The sequence below is a fragment of the Pseudomonas cavernae genome (assembly GCF_003595175.1).
Lineage (GTDB): Bacteria > Pseudomonadota > Gammaproteobacteria > Pseudomonadales > Pseudomonadaceae > Aquipseudomonas > Aquipseudomonas cavernae.
In genome coordinates, this window is the sequence record NZ_CP032419.1 from 327355 (window position 1) to 345572 (window position 18218).

The 18218-nt window shown below is 67.0% G+C and carries 10 protein-coding genes and 1 pseudogene; 9 read left to right on the plus strand and 2 right to left on the minus strand.

All coding sequences use genetic code 11. The annotated features are described in order from the left end of the window. Positions 1 to 71 precede the first annotated feature (71 nt). The 7 genes from D3880_RS01540 to D3880_RS01570 all read left to right on the plus strand — a co-directional run bounded on the left by D3880_RS01540 (position 72) and on the right by D3880_RS01570 (position 13628). Positions 72 to 2120, plus strand: coding sequence for a methyl-accepting chemotaxis protein (locus D3880_RS01540; protein ID WP_119891782.1), 2049 nt, complete (start codon positions 72 to 74; stop codon positions 2118 to 2120). Between the two features lie 66 nt (positions 2121 to 2186). Beyond that, positions 2187 to 3038: a CheR family methyltransferase gene (locus D3880_RS01545; RefSeq protein ID WP_119895647.1), complete on the plus strand. Its 852-nt coding sequence runs from the start codon at positions 2187 to 2189 to the stop codon at positions 3036 to 3038. Positions 3039 to 3062: 24 nt separating this feature from the next. After that, complete coding sequence (locus D3880_RS01550; protein WP_119891783.1) at positions 3063 to 10628, plus strand: Hpt domain-containing protein; 7566 nt, start codon at positions 3063 to 3065, stop codon at positions 10626 to 10628. After that, positions 10625 to 11644: a chemotaxis protein CheB gene (locus D3880_RS01555; protein WP_119891784.1), complete on the plus strand. Its 1020-nt coding sequence runs from the start codon at positions 10625 to 10627 to the stop codon at positions 11642 to 11644. The genes D3880_RS01550 and D3880_RS01555 overlap by 4 nt, the downstream gene beginning before the upstream one ends. A gap of 32 nt (positions 11645 to 11676) precedes the next feature. After that, a complete protein-coding gene (locus D3880_RS01560; protein ID WP_119891785.1) occupies positions 11677 to 12147 on the plus strand; it encodes a chemotaxis protein CheW in 471 nt (156 codons plus the stop codon). A 4-nt stretch (positions 12148 to 12151) separates the two neighbouring features. Beyond that, the gene (locus tag D3880_RS01565; protein WP_119891786.1) at positions 12152 to 12943 is read left to right on the plus strand and encodes an AraC family transcriptional regulator; all 792 of its coding nucleotides are present in this window, start codon (positions 12152 to 12154) and stop codon (positions 12941 to 12943) included. A 76-nt stretch (positions 12944 to 13019) separates the two neighbouring features. Then, positions 13020 to 13628, plus strand: coding sequence for a LysE family transporter (locus D3880_RS01570; RefSeq protein ID WP_119891787.1), 609 nt, complete (start codon positions 13020 to 13022; stop codon positions 13626 to 13628). A gap of 14 nt (positions 13629 to 13642) precedes the next feature. On the opposite strand, the gene D3880_RS01575 is transcribed toward D3880_RS01570, so the two are convergent. Together D3880_RS01575 and D3880_RS01580 are read right to left on the minus strand one after the other, a co-directional pair. Next, positions 13643 to 14365, minus strand: a complete 723-nt coding sequence (locus D3880_RS01575) for a 16S rRNA (uracil(1498)-N(3))-methyltransferase (RefSeq protein ID WP_119891788.1) — start codon at positions 14363 to 14365, stop codon at positions 13643 to 13645. Further along, positions 14362 to 15765, minus strand: coding sequence for an adenosylmethionine--8-amino-7-oxononanoate transaminase (locus D3880_RS01580; RefSeq protein WP_119891789.1), 1404 nt, complete (start codon positions 15763 to 15765; stop codon positions 14362 to 14364). The genes D3880_RS01575 and D3880_RS01580 overlap by 4 nt, the downstream gene beginning before the upstream one ends. A gap of 211 nt (positions 15766 to 15976) precedes the next feature. Here D3880_RS01580 and D3880_RS01585 point away from each other — a divergent pair. Together D3880_RS01585 and D3880_RS01590 are read left to right on the plus strand one after the other, a co-directional pair. Beyond that, a pseudogene (locus tag D3880_RS01585) lies at positions 15977 to 17449 on the plus strand (flavin monoamine oxidase family protein); the annotation flags it as partial. A gap of 190 nt (positions 17450 to 17639) precedes the next feature. Continuing rightward, a complete protein-coding gene (locus D3880_RS01590; protein ID WP_119891790.1) occupies positions 17640 to 18191 on the plus strand; it encodes a cytochrome b in 552 nt (183 codons plus the stop codon). Positions 18192 to 18218 lie beyond the last annotated feature (27 nt).

The following is an 18218-nucleotide window of genomic DNA, read 5'->3' on the forward strand; positions in this document are numbered from 1 at the left end:
GGGTCGGCGTTGCCGGCCTTTTGACGTTACATGGGAATCGTAGTGCGGTTGGTCCAGGCGGGGGCCCGATAATGAAAAAACTCAATGCAGGCAGTCTATTGGCAGGTATGCGCAGCAGCACGCTGATCGCGGGGCTCTTCATCGTCCTGATCGTGTCCATCGTGCTGTTGTTCGCCAACTTCGCCTACCTCAACACGCAGTCGAACTACGACAAGGAGTACATCAGCCACTCCGGTGAGCTGCGCGTACTCTCCCAGCGGATCGCGAAGAACGCCACCGAAGCGGCGGCCGGTAAGGCCGAGGCCTTCGCCTTGCTCAAAGACGCGCGTAACGACTTCGAGAAGCGCTGGAACATCCTGGTCAGCGGCGATGAGTCCACTGGGTTGCCGTCGGCACCGGCGGCGGTGCAGGCCGAAATGGCCGCCGTGCAGCAGGACTGGGATAGCCTGCGGAAAAACTCCGACGCCATTCTGGCCAGCGAACAGACCGTGCTGTCCCTGCACCAGGTAGCGGCAACCCTGGCGGAAACCATTCCGCAGCTGCAGGTCGAGTACGAAGAGGTGGTCGATATCCTCCTCGAAAGCGGCGCGCCGGCCGACCAGGTTTCCGTCGCCCAGCGTCAGTCGCTGCTGGCCGAACGGATTCTCGGTTCGGTGAACAAGGTGCTGGCCGGTGACGCCGATTCGGTGCAGGCCGCCGACATGTTCGGCCGTGACGCCAGCCTGTTCGGCCGGGTGCTCAAGGCCATGGTCGAAGGCAACGCGGCGATGAAGATCACCAAGGTCAGCGACAGCGAAGCGCTGGAGCGGCTGGGCGAGATCTCCGAGCTGTTCGAATTCGTTTCCGGTTCGGTGGACGAGATTCTCGAGACATCGCCGGAACTGTTCCAGGTGCGGGAATCCGCCAACAACATTTTTACCGGCTCGCAGACCCTGCTGGACAAGGCCTCCAGCCTCGCCGCCGGCTTCGAGAACCTGGCCGGTGGGCGTCACCTGAACACCCTGGCCGGTTATGTGCTGGGCGCCCTGGCCCTGGCCTCGATCATCCTTATCGGTCTGGTGATGGTGCAGAGCACCCGTTCGCGCCTGGCGGAAACCGCCGAGAAGAACGAGCGTAACCAGGCGGCGATCCTACGTCTGCTCGACGAAATCGCCGACCTCGCCGACGGTGACTTGACGGTAGCGGCAACGGTAACCGAAGACTTCACCGGCGCCATCGCCGACTCGATCAACTACTCGATCGACCAGCTGCGCGACCTGGTGCTGACCATCAACCAGACCGCCGTGCAGGTGGCTGCCGCAGCCCAGGAAACCCAGGCCACGGCGATGCACCTGGCCGAAGCCTCCGAGCACCAGGCCCAGGAAATTGCCGGCGCCTCCGCGGCGATCAACGAGATGGCGGTGTCGATTGACCAGGTATCGGCTAACGCCTCCGAGTCTTCGGCGGTAGCGGAACGCTCCGTAGCCATCGCCAACAAGGGCAACGAGGTGGTGCACAACACCATCACCGGCATGGATAACATCCGTGAGCAGATCCAGGACACTTCGAAGCGGATCAAGCGCCTCGGTGAATCGTCCCAGGAGATCGGTGACATCGTTAGCCTGATCAACGACATTGCCGACCAAACCAACATTCTCGCCCTCAACGCCGCGATCCAGGCGTCCATGGCCGGCGACGCCGGCCGCGGCTTCGCCGTGGTAGCGGACGAGGTCCAGCGCCTGGCAGAACGTTCCTCGGCGGCGACCAAGCAGATCGAGGCGCTGGTCAAGACCATTCAGACCGACACCAACGAAGCGGTGATCTCGATGGAGCAGACCACCTCGGAAGTGGTCCGCGGTGCCCGTCTGGCGCAGGACGCCGGGGTGGCCCTGGAGGAGATCGAAAAGGTATCCAAGACCCTCGCGGCCTTGATTCAGAACATCTCCAACGCCGCCCGTCAGCAGGCCTCCTCGGCCGGCCACATTTCCAACACCATGAACGTGATTCAGGAAATCACCTCGCAGACTTCCTCGGGTACCACCGCCACCGCCAAGAGCATCGGTAATCTGGCCAAGATGGCCAGCGAAATGCGCCGCTCGGTGTCCGGTTTCACCCTGCCAGAAGCCACGGAACCGGCCTGAGCATAGGGACGCGGTGGCCGCCAAGGCCGCCGCATAATGGTCATGAGCGAGGGCGAGGGGCACGGCATGCAGCCAAGCGTAGTCTGGGCCTTGAAGCCGCTGGCCGACATGTCGGCGGCGGAGTTCCATGATTGGCAGACGTTGCTCGAAGAACGCACCGGTGTGGTGATCAGCGAACAGCGCCGAGCCTTCCTGCAGACCAACCTGAGTGCGCGCATGCGCGAGCTGGGGGTCGACGACTACGCCGATTACTACCGTCGGGTTACCGACGGGCCGCGTGGCGCGCTGGAGTGGTCGACCCTGCTGGATCGCCTGACCGTGCAGGAAACCCGCTTCTTTCGCCATCGGGCATCTTTCGAACTGCTCGCGGAATATTTGCCCGCACGTTTGGGCGAGCGCCCGCTGGCGTTGTGGAGCGTCGGCTGTTCCAGTGGCGAAGAGGCTTATTCCCTGGCGATCAGTGCCGCCGAAGTGCTGCGCGCCGCCGACAGCTCGGCGCAGTTCGGGGTCACCGCCACCGACATCAGTCTCAATGCGCTGAGCAAGGCGCAAGCCGGGCTGTATAGCGCCCGTCGTCTGGAAGCGCTGGACCTGGAGCTGTGTCAGCGTTATTTCCTGCCTCAAGCCGATGGACGCTTCAAGGTAGTACCGAGTCTGGCGGCGCGGGTGTGCTGCGCCCGGCTCAATGTGCTGGAGCTGGCCAAGGCGCCGCTATCCGGTATGGATGTCATCTTCTGTCAGAACTTGCTGATCTATTTCCGCCGCTGGCGCCGCCGCGAGATCCTCAACCGCCTGGCCGAGCGCCTGGCGCCGGGTGGTCTACTGGTGATCGGGGTCGGGGAAGTGGTCGGTTGGCAACATCCGGACCTAGTGCCGGTGGCCGATGAACGAGTGCTGGCTTTTACCCGGAAGGGGTAACACAAGGTTATGAGCGGAGTGGCTATGGGTGATCGGCACGATTATGTCGCCCTGGAGTGGGTCAAGGGCGAGATCGCGGAAACGCTGAAGCAGGCACGGCAAGCGCTCGAGGCGTTCGTCGAGAGCCCGCAGGACTCGACGCGCATGCGCTTCTGCCTGACCTATGTGCATCAGGTCCATGGCACGCTGCAGATGGTCGAGTTCTATGGTGCGGCTTTGCTGGCCGAGGAAATGGAGCAACTGGCCAAGGCGCTGATGGACGGTCGCGTCGGCAACCAGGGCGAGGCCCTGGAAGTGCTGATGCAGGCGATTCTGCAATTGCCGGCCTACCTCGAACGGATCCAGACCGCTCGCCGCGACTTGCCGCTGGTGGTGCTGCCGCTGCTGAATGACCTGCGCGCCGCCCGTGGCGAGAACCTGCTCTCGGAAACCAGTCTGTTTTCGCCGGAGATCGCCAGCCCCCTGCCGCAGCTGTCGCATGAGTCGCTGGCGCAATTGCGCACCGCCGAACTGCCGGTGCTGCTGCGCAAGCTGCGGCAAATGTTGCAGATGGCGCTGGTCGGGGTGATCCGCAATCACGACCTGGCGACCAACCTGGGCTATATGGCGCGGGTGTTCGCCCGCCTCGAGCTGCTGTGCAAAGAGGCGCCGCTCGGCCCGCTGTGGCTGATCGCCTCGGGCCTGGTCGAAGGCCTGGCCAACGGCAGCGTGGTCAATGGCACTTCGGTGCGCACCTTGCTGCGCCAGGTCGATAAAGAGCTCAAGCGCCTGCTCGAACAGGGCGCCGATGGCATCAACCAGGCCGCCCCGGACGAGCTGATCAAGAACCTGCTGTTCTACGTGGCCAAGGCGCCGGCGCAATCGCCGCGCATCCGTGCCCTCAAGGCACAGTACCGCCTCGACGAGGCCTTGCTGGATAGCGCCGAGGTCGACGAAGAGCGCGCCCGCCTCGCCGGCCCCGACCGCGATGCCATGCGTTCGGTGGTGACCGCATTGTGCGAAGAGCTGGTGCGGGTCAAGGACAGCCTCGACCTGTTTGTGCGCAGCGATCGCCAGCGCGTCGCCGAGCTGGATGGCCTGTTGGCGCCGCTCAAGCAGATCGCCGATACCCTGGCGGTGCTCGGTTTCGGCCAGCCGCGTAAGGTCATTCTCGATCAGATCGACGTGGTCCATGGTCTGTCCCTCGGCCAGCGCGAGCCGAGCGATGCGCTGCTGATGGATGTCGCCGGCGCGCTGTTGTATGTCGAGGCGACCCTGGCTGGGATGGTCGGCCCGAGCGACGATGGCGGCCGCGAGGAAAGTCACCTGCCAACCACCGATGTGGCGCAGATTCACCAGCTGGTGATCAAGGAAGCGCGCACCGGTCTGGAGCAGGCCAAGGACGCGATCATCGAGTTCATCGCCTCGCAATGGAACCACGAGCACCTGGCCCGGGTACCGGAGCTGCTGACCCAGGTGCGCGGCGGGCTGGCAATGATTCCGCTGAGCCGTGCGGCCGAACTGCTGAATGCCTGCACCCGCTATATCCAGGAGCAGCTGCTGGCGCGCAAGGCGGTGCCGAACTGGCACCACCTCGACACCCTCGCCGATGCCATTACCAGCGTCGAGTATTACCTCGAACGCCTGAGCGAGGACCACGCCAGCCAGGGCGATCTGATCCTCGACGTGGCCGAGGAAAGCCTGGAAAGCCTCGGTTATCCGCTGAAGCAAAAACCGTCGATTCTCGACCGGGTCGAGCCTGTCGCCCAGCCGGCGCCATTGGCCGATCCGCTGCAGGACATCGAGGTGCTGCAGGACGAGCCGCTGGACACCTTCGCCCCCAGCGAGTCGGCGCCAAGCGAAGAGCTGGCGCTCCCGGACCTCGGCGGCGATCTCGACTTTGACCTTGGCGAGCTGCCAGGCGCAATGGCCCAGGCCAGCGCCGACGAGGCCTTGCCGTTGGCCGAGTTGCAGCCACTCGAGGATGGCTGGCAACTGGTCGACAACGACAGCCTGATCGACTTCAACCTCGACGCTCGCTCGCAGGCGGAATATGAGGCGCTGACTCTGGCCGCGTTGGACGAGGCGCTGGCCGAGCCTGTCAGCGAGGCAGAAGAGCCGACCGAGCTGGACTGGGAGTCGGCCGAACCCGAGGCGTTCGATGTTGTTGAACTGGACCTCGTGGACGACACGCTGGCCGGGCTTGAGCCCCTGCCTGAGCTGGAACCGTTCGAGGTGGGAGCGCCCGCAGCGGACCTCAGCCTGGAGCTGGAAGAGCTGAGCCTGGCCGCGCTCGAGGAGACCCCGCCGGACTGGAGCACGGTCGACCTGAGCGAGCTGGATCTGCCGGAAGTCGAGCTGCCCAGCGCCCTGCCGACCGTCACGCAGCTGATCGAGCCTGAGAGCAAACCGCTGTCGGTCGCCGAAGTGATGGCCGCACCGGTGCAGGCCATCAACCCGCCGGCTCAGGACGTACCGCTCAGCCTGCTGCCACCGCCGGCCGACGAAGAAGCGATCGATGACGAGCTGCGGGAAGTCTTTGTCGAGGAAGTCGACGAGGTGCTGGAAACCCTCGGCGAATACTTGCCACGCTGGCAGGCCGAGCGCGACGACAAGGGTGCGCTGAGCGAAGTCCGCCGGGCGTTCCACACCCTCAAGGGCAGCGGTCGCATGGTGCGCGCGCTGATCATCGGCGAATTGGCCTGGTCGATCGAGAACCTGCTCAATCGCGTGCTGGATCGCAGCATTGTGCCGAGTGACGAGGTGCTGCAACTGGTCGGCGCCGTCGCCGAGCTGATGCCGGCGTTGCTTGCCGAGTTTGCCGCCAAGGCCCAGCGCCAGCGCGACGATGTCGACCAACTGGCCGCCAGCGCCTACGCCCTGGCCAAGGGGCTGAGCCTGGCCAAGGCTGAAGCCGCGGCTGTCCAACCGGCCCCCGTCGCCGAGGCTGAGGTGGCGGCTGCCGTGGGCGAGGAAAGCGCGGGCGAAGTGCTCGATCCCCAACTGATCGAGATTTTCCGCAACGAGGCGGAAACCCATCTCGACACCCTGGTGGCGTTCCTTGCCGACTGCGCCCAGGAACTGCCGCAGCCGGTGACCGACGACCTGCAGCGCGCCTTGCACACCCTCAAGGGCAGCGCCTCCATGGCTGGGATTCTGCCGGTGGCGGAAATCGCCACGCCGTTGGAAAAGCTGGTCAAGGAGTTCAAGGCCAACCTGCTGCCCATGGACCTGGCCGAAGCCGAACTGCTGCACAGTGCCGAACAATTGTTCCGCCTGGGTCTGGAGCAGCTGGCCAGTCAGCCGCTGGCGCCGATCCTCGGGGCTGCCGAGCTGCTCGAGCGCGTCCAGCAGCTGCATCACGAGCGGCTGGAGGCCGCCCAGGCGACGCGTCAGGGCGAGTCGAACGAGAGTCGCGATCCGCAGCTGATCAGCATCTTCCTCGCCGAAGGCATGGACATCCTGCTGGATGCCGAGGATCTGCTGCGCCGTTGGCGCGAGCACCCCGCCGAGCGCCAGGAGCTGAGCGCCCTGCTGGAGGAGCTGACCACCCTGGGGCGCGGTGCCGAGATGGCCGAGCTGCCGCAGATCGACGAACTCTGTGAAGCCTTGCTGGACCTCTATGGCACCGTCGAAGAGGGTCGCCTGGCGGTCAGCGAGCGCTTCTTCAGCGAGGCCGAGAGTGCCCACGAAGCGCTGATCGGCATGATGGATCAGGTCGCCGCCGGCTTGCAGGTCAGCGCCCAGCCGGAGCGTGTCGCCGCCTTGCGCGCGCTGCTCGATGAGGCGCTGGATCCGCGCACCCTGGCCCTGCTGTCGATGGATAACGACGGTGGCCTGCAGATTACCGAACTGGATAGCGCCACCGCCGAGCTGGAGCTGGCGCAGTGGGCGCTGGACGGGCCGGCGGCCCGCTCGGCCGGCGAAGCGGGTGGATTGACCTGGGACGAAGCGGCATTCGCGCTCGACGAGCCGGCGCCCACCCGCATCCAGGACCCGCTGGACGAGGAAATGGTGGCGATCTTCCTCGAAGAGGCGGTGGACATCCTCGACAGCGCCGGCCAGGCCCTGGAGCGCTGGCTCGCCGAACCGGCCAACCATCTGGCCCTGTCCTCGCTGCAGCGCGACCTGCATACCCTCAAAGGCGGCGCGCGGATGGCCGAGATCCGCCCGATCGGCGACCTGGCCCATGAGCTGGAGTCCCTCTACGAAGGTCTGGTGGATCGCCGCTACAACTATTCACCGGCGCTGGCCGCCCTGCTGCAGCAGAGTCACGACCGTCTCGCCGTGCTGCTCGAGCAGTTGCAAGGCCAGCGGCCATTGGCCGAGCCGATGGACCTGGTGCAGGCCATTCGCAGCTTCCGCCAGGGTGGTGCAGCCAGCTTGGCGGCTGCTGCGACGATGCCGCAACCTGATTGCGAAGCCGAAGCCGAAGCCGAAGCCGAAGCCGAAGCCGAAGCCGAAGCCGAAGCCGAAGCCGAGCCAGCGCTTGAGGCGGAAAGCGAGTCGCCGCTGCCGTCGTTGCCGGTGGTCGAGGAGACGCCAGCGCTGGCGGTCTTGCTGGCCCAGGATCTGCCCGAAGCCGGTGAGGCGGTGGACTTCGCCGCGGCGCCTGATGACTCGCTGCCACTCGAGCAGGAGGGCTGGCCGGAAGCCGAATCTGTAGCCGAGGCCGCTTCTGACGAGCTGGTCGCGCCAAGCTGGACGGAGGGCGAGGCCGTCGCTGCCGCGCCTGAGCCCGCTGCTGCCGATGAACCGCCATTCGCTACGCCGGCCGGCGTCGCGAGCCCGGCGCCGCTGCAGGACGAGCGCGATCCCGAGCTGGTGGAGATCTTCCTCGAAGAAGGCTTCGACATCATCGACAGTTCCGGCGCCGCCTTGCAGCGCTGGATGGCCGACAGCGACAACACCCTCGAGGTGGAATCGCTGCAACGCGACCTGCACACCCTCAAGGGCGGCGCGCGGATGGCCGAGATCCGCGAGATCGGCGATCTCGCCCACGAGCTGGAATTCCTCTACGAAGACCTCGGCAACGGTCGCCTGCGCGCCAGTGCCAGCCTGTTCGCCCTGCTGCAGCGCTGCCATGACAGCCTGGCCGCCATGCTCGACGCGGTGCGCGGCCAGCGCCCACTGGCCGACGGCAACGCGCTGATCGAGGCCATCCGGCATTTCCGCAGCAACCCGGCGGAACAGTTGGGGGTACCGCGCAGTGTCCAGCTGAAGGCGGTCGAAACGCCGGACGAGGAGGCCGAAGCCGACATCCTCGATATCTTCCTCGAGGAAGGCGACGACCTGCTGGAAGAGATGGAAGCCAGCATCGGCCGCTGGGAAGAGGCCCGCGAGGATGGCGGCGCCATCGATTACCTGCTGCGCATCCTGCACACCCTCAAGGGCGGGGCGCGGCTGGCTGGGCAGAAACGCCTGGGCGACCTGACCCATGATCTCGAGCAGCACCTGACCGAGGCCCAGCAGCAGGGCGCGCCCTGGCCGGAAAGCCTGTTCCTCGATGTGCAGTCCGGCTTCGAGGGCCTGCAGCGCGAACTGGACGAACTGCGTCAACGCCTGGACGCCAGCTTGCCGGCCGCGGGCGTGAATGCGCCCGCCACCGAGCCGCGGCCTACCGAGGTGGGTGGGCCGCTGCCGACGACATTGGCGACGCCGATCATCGCCGCCAGCCAAGCGCCGGCCCAGGTCAGCGAGACCAAGGTGTTGCCGTTCGTCCGCCGCGCCCAGGAGGCGGCCCAGGAAGCCGCCGCCCGCCGTGCCCCGCAGGAGCTGGTCAAAGTGCCGGCGGAGCTGCTCGAGGGCCTGGTCAATCTGGCCGGTGAGACGTCGATCTTCCGCGGCCGGGTCGAGCAGCAGGTCAGCGACTTCGGCTTCACCCTCAGCGAGATGGAAGCCACCATCGACCGGGTGCGCGATCAGCTGCGCCGCCTGGACACCGAGACCCAGGCGCAGATCCTCAGCCGCTACCAGGCCGAGGCCGAGCGCGCCGGTTACGAGGACTTCGACCCGCTGGAGATGGACCGTTACTCGCAGCTGCAGCAGCTGTCGCGGGCGCTGTTCGAGTCGTCCTCCGACTTGCTCGACCTGAAGGAAACCCTGGCGGCGCGCAACCGCGACGCCGAAACCCTGCTGCTGCAGCAGGCGCGGGTCAATACCGAGCTGCAGGAAGGCCTGATGCGTACCCGCATGGTGCCGTTCGACCGCCTGGTGCCGCGTCTGCGCCGCATCGTCCGCCAGGTCGCCAGCGAGTTGGGCAAGCAGGTGGAGTTCATCGTCGGCAACGCCGACGGCGAGATGGATCGCACCGTGCTGGAACGCATCGTTGCGCCGCTCGAACACATGCTGCGCAATGCCGTCGACCACGGTATCGAGCCGGCCGAGGTGCGCCGCGCCGCCGGCAAGTCGGAGCAGGGCAGCATTCGCCTGAGCCTGGGCCGCGAGGGCGGCGATATCGTGCTGACCCTCAGCGACGACGGCGGCGGCATCAAGCTCGAGGCGGTGCGGCGCAAGGCCATCGAGCGCGGCCTGATGGATGCCGACTCCGATCTCACCGACTACGAGGTGCTGCAGTTCATCCTCGAGTCCGGCTTCTCCACCGCCGAGAAGGTCACGCAGATTTCCGGCCGCGGCGTCGGCATGGACGTGGTGCATTCCGAGGTCAAGCAGCTCGGCGGCTCGATGAGCATCGACTCGACGCTGGGCGAAGGCACCCGCTTCCTGATCCGCCTGCCGTTCACCGTGTCGGTCAACCGTGCGCTGATGGTACTGTCCGGCGAAGACCTGTACGCCATCCCGCTGAACACCATCGAAGGCATCGTGCGGGTCTCGCCTTACGAGCTGGAGGCTTATTACCAGCCCGATGCCCCGCGCTTCGAGTACGCCGGGCAGAGCTACGAGCTGCGCTACCTCGGCGACCTGCTGAACAACGGCCAGCACCCCAAGCTGGTCGGCCAGAGTTTGCCGCTGCCGGTGATCCTGGTGCGCTCCAGCGAACATGCGGTGGCGGTGCAGGTCGACTCCCTCGCCGGTTCGCGGGAGATCGTGGTGAAGAGTCTCGGCGCGCAGTTCGCCAGCGTGCATGGCATCTCCGGCGCCACCATCCTCGGCGACGGCCGGGTGGTGGTGATTCTCGATCTGCTGGCGACCATCCGCGTGCTCCACGCACATCTGCTCACCCAGCTGCAACCGCGCACCACCCACCTGCTCGCGCCGAGCGTCGAGGTGGAGGTCGAGCGGCCGCCGCTGGTGATGGTGGTGGACGACTCGGTCACCGTGCGTAAGGTCACCAGCCGCCTGCTCGAGCGCAACGGCATGAACGTGCTGACCGCCAAGGACGGGGTCGACGCCATTACCCAGCTGCAAGAGCACAAGCCCGACATCATGCTGCTGGACATCGAGATGCCGCGCATGGACGGCTTCGAGGTGGCGGCACTGGTGCGTCACGACGAGCGCCTCAAGGATCTGCCGATCATCATGATCACCTCGCGTACCGGCGAGAAGCACCGCGAGCGGGCGATGAACATTGGCGTCAACGAGTACCTGGGCAAGCCGTATCAGGAATCCCTGCTGCTTGAAACCATCGCGCAACTGGTCAAACGCACATGACGGATAAAACCGCAGGACGCATTGCCGTGCTCGCCGACACCTCGCTGCAGCGCCACGTGCTGCAGCAGGCGCTGGCGGCCAATGGCTACGAAGTGGTGCTCAACAGCGACCCGGCGCGCCTCGACGAGGACTCCTTGGCGGCCTGCGCCGCCGACCTCTGGCTGGTCGACCTGGCGCAGTCCGAGGACTCGCCGCTGGTCGACAGCCTGCTCGAGCGCTCCGCCGCGCCGGTGCTGTTCGGCGAGGGCCATGCGCCGGAGCGCCATTCGGAGAATTATCCGCGCTGGGAGCGGCGCCTGGTCGGCAAGCTCAAGCGCCTGGTCGGCGACCCCTCGCAGGCGGTCGGGCCGAGCCTCGAGGCGCTGCTCGCCGAGGCGCAGCGGCCGACCCGGTTGGAGCTGCCCAAGGCGCTGGCCGACACGCCGCTGGTGGCCGGTGCGCCGGCGCGTCAGGTGTGGCTGCTGGCCGCCTCCTTGGGCGGGCCGGTAGCGGTCAAGGCGTTTCTCGATGCCTTGCCCGGCGGCCTGCCGCTCGGTTTCATTTACGCCCAGCATATCGACGCCAGCTTCGAGGCGGCGCTGCCGCAGGCGGTGGGGCGGCACAGCCAGTGGCACGTCAACCCGGTACGCCACGGCGATCCGCTGCGCTGCGGCGAGGTGGTGGTGGTGCCGATCCAGCATGAGTTGGGCTTTGCCGACGACGGCGCGATGCAGGTCGGCGAGCGTGGCTGGCCGGAGCCCTACAGCCCGTCGATCGACCAGATGATGCTCAACCTGGCGCAGCATTTCGGTGCCCAGTGCGGGGTGATCGTGTTCAGCGGAATGGGCAGCGACGGCAGCGCCGCAGCCGCCTATGTGCGCCGCCAGGGCGGGGCGATCTGGACCCAGCGGGCCGACAGCTGCGTCTGTGCGAGCATGCCGGACAGCCTGCGCGAGGGCGGCTACAGCGCCTTCAGCGGCGACCCGCGCGAGCTGGCCGAGGCCCTGGTGAACCATCTGGCCGGGCAATGCGCCTGAGCCGCCTTTGACATGCATATTGCGGAGTTTTCATGAGCCAAGCCGTCGCCACCCCGAACAGCGTCACCAGCCTCACCGGGCTGCTGCTACCGCTGGCCGACCGCACCCTGCTGCTGCCCAACGTGGCGGTGGCCGAGCTGATTCCCTATCGCGCGCCGCAAGTCACCCCGGGCATGCCGGCCTGGTTCCTCGGCCAGGTTGCCTGGCGTGATCTGAACCTGCCGCTGCTGTCCTTCGAGGCCGCCTCCGACGGCCAGGCGCAAATCCGTGCGGGCGTGCGGGTGGTGGTGCTCAATGCGCTGGGCGGCCGCCCGCGGGTCAAGTTCCTCGCCCTGCTGGTGCAAGGCATTCCGCGTGCGCTGAAAGTCGACAGCGGCCTGGTGCGCGCCGACGCGCCGTTGGCGCCGCTGGAACTGGATGCGGTCCGCTTCGGTGAGGCGGTGGTGAAGATTCCCGACTTGCTCGGCCTTGAGCAGAAACTGGCCGATGCCGGCCTGATCTGAGGTCATGGCCCAGCTGCGGCATGCCCGGCTCGGCGCCTTAGAGCTGGCCAGCGCTGGCGGTTCGGGGCACCGGTTCGACAAGCACAGCCATGACGAATTCGTAATCAGCGCCAACTTGCGCGGCGACGAACAGATCTGGCTCGACGGCCGCACTTTCGCGGCCGGTCCTGGCGCGATCACCACCTACAATCCGGGGCAGATTCAGGGCGGTGGCGTGGCCGAGGACCGGCCCTGGCACTTCGTCAGTCTCTATGTGACGGCGGAACAGCTGACCCAGACGTTGGGGCTCGGCGCGCTGGAGTTCGCCCGTCCGCTGCGGCACTTGCCGCGCCTTGCCGAAGCGCTGGCCGCGGCGGTAGAGACCGGGCTGCACGCCGATCCTTTCCTGCGCGAGCGTGGCGAGGAGCGCCTGATCCGGCTGCTCGGCGAGGTCGCCCGGACTGCCGACGTGCGTCTGCCCAGCTGCGCGGCCAGCGGCCGCGGGCCGGTGGTGCGGCTGCAGGAGTGGCTGGCCGCGCACCTGCAGGAGGCGCCGAGCCTGGATGACATGGCCGCCCACCTGGGGCTGTCGAAGTTTCACCTGTTACGCAGCTTCCAGCAGCAGACCGGACTCACTCCGCGGCAATGGGCGATGCAACTGCGCACCTGTCGCGCCCAGGCGCTGCTGCGTGCCGGCCGACCGGCCACGGAGACCGCCCATGCCCTCGGCTTCGCCGACCAGAGCCACCTGAACCGGCACTTTCGCGCCGCCTACGGGCTATCGCCTGGGCGCTTCCAGCGCGCGCTGCGCGGCTGACGCGCAATCCTGTACAAGTTCCCACGCCCCGGCGCGGGCGACACTGGCGCGACCACCGTTGCCGGAGTCGCTGTCCATGTCTGCCGTGTTCTTCGCTGCCCTACTGTTTGGTTTCGTGTTCTGCCTGTCGCCCGGGGCGGTGCTGGCCGAGACTCTGCGGCGTGGGCTCAAGGGGGGCTTCCGGCCGGCGTTGCTGGTGCAGTTCGGCTCGCTGATTGGCGATGCGTTGTGGGCGCTGATTGGTCTTACCGGCTTGGCGCTGTTGCTCGCGCAGGAGGGCCTGCGGCTGCCGCTGACGCTGGCCTCGGCGACCTATCTGGTGTGGCTCGGCGTGCAGAGTTTCGGCGATGCCTGGCGTCCAGTGGCGGCACAAGAGGCGGGCGCGCAGGCGCGTGGCGCCTTCGCCGCCGGTGCCGCGCTGTCGTTGTCCAACCCGAAGAACCTGGTGTACTGGGGTGCGCTGGGCAGCGCCCTGGCGGGAATCGTCGACGGTGTGCCGAGCCAGGCGCAGGCGCTGGTGTTCTTCGCCGGCTTCATGCTGGCGTCCTTGCTCAGCTGCTTTCTCTGCGCCGGATTGGTTGACTGGCTGCGTCGCCACGCCTCGCCATGCTGGCAGCGTGTCAGCCACGCCCTGTGCGGCCTGGTGCTGCTGGTTCTGGCGGGTCTGGCGCTGCGCGGGGTGTAGGGCGCGCGGGCAGCCTACAGGAAATCGCCCCACAGCTGCTGCGCCACGCTCAGCGCCACCACCGGCGCGGTTTCGGTGCGCAGCACTCGCGGGCCGAGGCGGGCAGCGTGGTAGCCGGCGGCCTTGGCCTGTTCGACTTCGGCGTCGGACAGACCACCTTCCGGGCCGATCAGAAAGGCCAGGGACGCCGGTCTGGCGTGACTGGCCAGCGGCTCGGCGACCGGGTGCAACACCAGCTTGAGCACGGCCTCGGCCTGCTGCAGCCAATCGGCCAGCGCCACCGGCGGGTGAATCAGCGGCAGCACCGAGCGCCCGCACTGCTCGCAGGCGCTGATCGCTACCTGGCGCCAGTGGGCCAGGCGCTTGTCGGCGCGTTCGTCCTTGAGGCGCACCTCACAGCGCTCGCTGATGATCGGGGTGATCTCGGTCGCCCCGAGTTCGCAGGCCTTCTGGATCGCCCAGTCCATCCGCTCGCCGCGCGACAGGCCCTGGCCAAGGTGGATGCGCAGCGGTGATTCGGCGAGGCCGGCGAACTGTTCGCGCAGTTCGACGCGCACCACCTTCTTGCCGACTTCGATCAGCTCGCCGCGAAACTCCTGGCCGCTGCCATCGAACAGCTGCACGGTGTCGCCGACGGCCAGGCGCAGCACGCGGCCGATGTAGTGGGCCTGGGCCTCGGGCAGCGCGTGCTGGCCGAGGGCGAGGGGCTGATCGATAAAGAAGCGCGACAGTCTCATCCCGGATCTCGGTGGTTGGGGTGGAAATTGCTCACCGCGACGCTGACCGCGCTGCGGGTGGCGAGGTCGATGCCTTCGGTGGCCACCGTGGCGAGGAAGTCGATCTGCTCGGGAGTGATGACGTAGGGCGGCAGGAAGTACACCACGCTGCCCAGCGGCCGCAGCAGCGCGCCGCGACTCAGGGCATGCTGGAAGACCTGCAGGCCGCGGCGCTCCTGCCAGGGGTAGGCGGTCTTGCTGGCCTTGTCCTGGACCATCTCGATGGCCAGGGCCATGCCGGTCTGGCGCACTTCGGCGACGTGCGGGTGCTCGGCCAGGTGCGCGGTGGCGCTGGCCATCTTGGTCGCCAGCGCCTGGTTGGCCGCGATGACGTTGTCCTCGGCGAAGATGTCCAGGGTCGCCAGCGCGGCCACGCAGGCCAGCGGGTTGCCGGTGTAGGTGTGCGAGTGGAGGAAGGCGCGCAGGGTGTCGTAGTCGTCGTAGAACGCCTGGTAGACGGTGTCGGTGGTGAGCACCGCGGCCATCGGCAGGTAGCCGCCGGTCAGCGCCTTGGACAGCACCAGGAAGTCCGGGGTGATGCCGGCCTGTTCGCAGGCGAACATGGTGCCGGTGCGCCCGAAGCCGACGGCGATCTCGTCGTGGATCAGGTGCACGCCGTAGCGGTCGCAGGCCTCGCGCAACAGCTTGAGGTAGACCGGGTGGTACATGCGCATGCCGCCGGCGCCCTGGATCAGCGGCTCAACGATCACCGCGGCGACTTCCCGGTGGTGCGCGGCCAGGCACTGTTCCATGTGGGCGAACATGTTGCGCGAGTGCTCCTCCCAGCCCATGCCTTCCGGGCGGTAGTAGCAGTCCGGGCTCGGCACCTTGAGGGTGTCGAGCAGCAGCGGTTTGTAGGTCTCGGTGAACAGCGCGACGTCGCCCACCGACATCGCCGCCACGGTCTCGCCGTGGTAACTGTTGCTCAGGGTGACGAAGCGCTTCTTGCCGTCCTGGCCGCAGTTGCGCCAGTAGTGGAAGCTCATCTTCAGCGCCACCTCGATGCCCGACGAGCCGTTGTCGGCGTAGAACACCCGGTCCAGGCCGGCCGGGGTGATCTGCACCAAACGCTCGGACAGCTCGATCACCGGCGGGTGGCTGAAGCCGGCGAGCATCACGTGTTCGAGTTGCTCGAGCTGGTCCTTGAGACGCTGGTTGATCCGTGGATTGGCGTGGCCGAAGACGTTGACCCACCAGGAGCTGACCGCGTCGAGGTAGCGCTTGCCCTCGAAGTCTTCCAGCCACACCCCCTCGCCGCGCTTGATCGGGATCAGCGGCAGGCGCTCGTGGTCTTTCATCTGCGTGCAGGGATGCCAGAGCACCGCGAGGTCGCGCTGCATCCACTGATCGTTCAGGCCCATGGTGATTCTCCTCGAAGATTCGCGGCGGCGCGCGAGGGCAGTTTCGGCTGCCCGGCAAACAGATGCGCAAGCCTATGCAATGGGGCGCCGGGCGACAACCGCGGGATGTCCGACGGAGGTGGCTGGCCCGCCCTCTGACGCTGGCGTATCCTCCTGCGCCACAGCGGACGGGGCGTCTGCGATAACGGAATGCCATGCGTGGGGGTGTCGAATGCTGGCCGGATGGATGCGTGCGGGAACATGGGTGCTGCTCGGGCTGTTCAGCCTGACGGTGGTGGCGAAGGACAAGCAGCCGACGGCCATAGTCGTCGGCGCCGGTCTGGCGGGGCTGACCGCCGCCTATGAGCTGCAGCAGAAGGGCTGGCAGGTCACCGTGCTGGAGGCCAAGGCCAGTGTCGGCGGGCGTTCCGGCCTGGCGACCAGCGAATGGATCGGCAACAGCAAGGCGCAGCCGGTGCTCAATCGCTATCTCGAGCAGTTCAAGCTGAAGACCCTGCCGGCGCCGGAGTTCGTGCGTACGCCGAGTTATCTGATCGGTGGCCAGTACTTCAGCGCCGCCGAGCTCAAGGAGAAACAGCCGGCCACCGCCGAGGCGCTGGCGCGGGTCGACAAGAGTCTCGACGACCTGGCGGCCTCGATCGAGGATCCGCTCAATCCGGCGGCCAACAGCACCCTGTTCGCCCTCGACCAGATTACCGTGGCGAAATGGCTGGACAAGCTGCAGCTGCCGACCACCGCCCGCCAGCTGGTGAACCAGCGCATCCGCACCCGCTATGACGAGCCCTCGCGCCTGTCGCTGCTCTATCTGGCGCAGCAGATGCGCGTCTACCGCAAGATCGACGACCGCGACCTGCGCGCCGCCCGTCTGCCCGGTGGCAGCCCAGTGCTGGCCGATGCCTTCGTCAAGCAACTGAAGACCATCAAGACCAACGCGCGGGTGTCCGCCGTCACCCAGGACAAGGACGGCGTGACCGTCAAGGTCGGCACGGTCGGCTATCAGGCCGATTACGTGGTGCTGGCCGTGCCGCTGCGCGCGCTGGCGAAGATCCAGCTGACCCCGGCGCTGGACGCCAAGCACCTGGCGGCGCTGAAAAGTACCAACTACGGCTGGCGCGACCAGATCATGCTGAAGTTCAAGCACCCGGTGTGGGAGAGCAAGGCACGCCTGTCCGGCGAGATCTACAGCGATCAGGGGCTGGGCATGCTGTGGATCGAGCCGGCGCTGAAGGGCGGCGCCAACGTGGTGATCAACCTGTCCGGCGACAACGCCCGCCTGTTGCAGGCCTTCGGCGACCGGCAGATGGTCGATCAGGTGCTGATCCGCCTGCACGAGTACTACCCGAAGGCGCGCGGTGCCTACAGCGGTTACGAAATCCGCCGCTACAGCACCGATCCGGGCACCGGCGGCGCCTACCTGGCCTTCGGTCCGGGGCAGATCAGCCGTCACTGGCGGCTCTGGGAGCAGCCACTGCAACGCCTGGCCTTCGCCGGCGAGCACACCGACGCGCTCTATCCCGGCACCCTGGAAGGCGCCCTGCGCAGTGGCCGGCGCGCCGCCAGCCAGGTCGAGGACCTGTACGCCGGCAAGCCGGTGGTGGCGCCCGAGCCGGCGCTCGCCAAGGCTAGCGCTGCGCCGGCCAAGGCCAAAGACCGAGACGAGAAAGGCTTCTTCTCCAAACTGTTCGACTGATCGCTGTGGGACGCCTGCCCACGCGGGCGTCCCTCTCCCTCGTCGCGCCATCGTCGCGTTGGCAGCCAGTCCTTGGCGCTCTCTGGAATAAATCGTTTTTCTCGATATTTCATAGCGAAATTTTCCGCTTTAACTCGATAGCTTTACGGCTAGTCTTAACCCATCGTTTTTTCGGGATATTTGCATGCAGTGGCGCAATTCTTCCGCCCGCTATGGCCTGGTCAGCATCCTGCTGCACTGGGGCGTGGCCCTGGCGGTGTTCTTTTTGTTCGGCTTGGGCCTCTGGATGGTCGAGCTGGACTACTACAGCGCCTGGTACAACGCCGCGCCGGCCCTGCATAAAGACATCGGCCTGATCCTCCTGGCGGTCATGCTGTTGCGCCTAGTCTGGCGCTTCGTCAGCCCGCCCCCGCCGGTCCTGAGCAGCTACGACAGCCTCACCCGGCTGAGCGCCAAGTTCGGTCATGCCGTGCTCTATCTCGGCCTGTTCGCGGTGCTGATCTCCGGCTACCTGATCTCCACCGCCGAGGGCCGCGGGATCAGCCTGTTCGGACTGATCGAGGTGCCGGCGCTGATCAGCGGCATTCCCGACCAGGAAGACGTGGCCGGCCTGGTGCACGAGTACGTGGCCTGGGGGCTGGTGATCTTCTCCGGATTGCACGCCCTGGCGGCCCTGAAACACCACTTCATCGACCGTGACGTGACCCTGGCGCGTATGCTCGGGCGCGCGCGCTGATTCTCCTCAACCCCCACAAGGAAAAGA